Below are 746 nucleotides of genomic sequence, written 5' to 3'. Positions count from 1 at the left end.
CTTTCCTACGATTAGTCAAGAGTAAATATATAGAAAATGAGCGTATACTAAACCATTCTGATTTTGATACTTAAAATCAGAATTTAGTGATATAGTAAAAGTGTGAGATTTATATCTTCACAGTGGACTTCGAGTCCGTATACCGATAACGGTATTTAGTATGGTGCTTAATCATGGATAAAAGGCATTTCAGGGTTTTATTCATACAAGCAACCATCGCGACCTTATTCAATTTTGGATAAGGTCTTTTTTGTCTTAATCGATAATAATAGTCGACAATGTGGTTTGGCGCAGCGTGTTGTTGGCGGATCATATTACCAACGGCAAAGTATAAGAGCTTACGGGCAATGGGGTTACCACGTTTATTGATGTAATCTTGACGCCCGCCATTACCGGACTTATATCGGTTGAGATCAAGGCCAACATAAGCATTAAGCTGATTAGCGCTATCAAACCGAGTAATGTCACCTAATTCACCCATTAATTGGGCGGCAGTCTGAGCACCGATTCCGGGAAAAGAAATGTAGTATTGAAACGTTTCCTCTTCTTGGGCTGTCACTATCATTTGCTTAACTACTTTTTCTTTCTGTTTGGTTAGTTCAATTAGGAGTCGACAATAGTAGCGTACCTCCTCAACCTGAATCGAATCACTATCGACAGCTGGATAAGAATCTTGAGCTAATTTCAATAATTGTTCGGCATACTTAAGTCCTTTCATTTTTGAAAGATTTTTATCCGTTAATTTA

At 37.7% G+C, this 746-nt stretch carries 1 protein-coding gene; it reads right to left on the bottom strand.

All coding sequences use genetic code 11. The features are described 5' to 3' along the window. Nucleotides 1-109: 109 nt before the first annotated feature. Nucleotides 110-746: IS110 family transposase (locus FD32_RS07065; protein WP_047767865.1), on the bottom strand; the 637-nt coding region annotated here is incomplete at its 5' end.

Source organism: Limosilactobacillus panis DSM 6035, assembly GCF_001435935.1.
GTDB classification, from domain to species: domain Bacteria; phylum Bacillota; class Bacilli; order Lactobacillales; family Lactobacillaceae; genus Limosilactobacillus; species Limosilactobacillus panis.
Note: the sequence above shows the minus strand (reverse complement) of the source record. Positions and strands in the feature narration are given on the sequence as shown.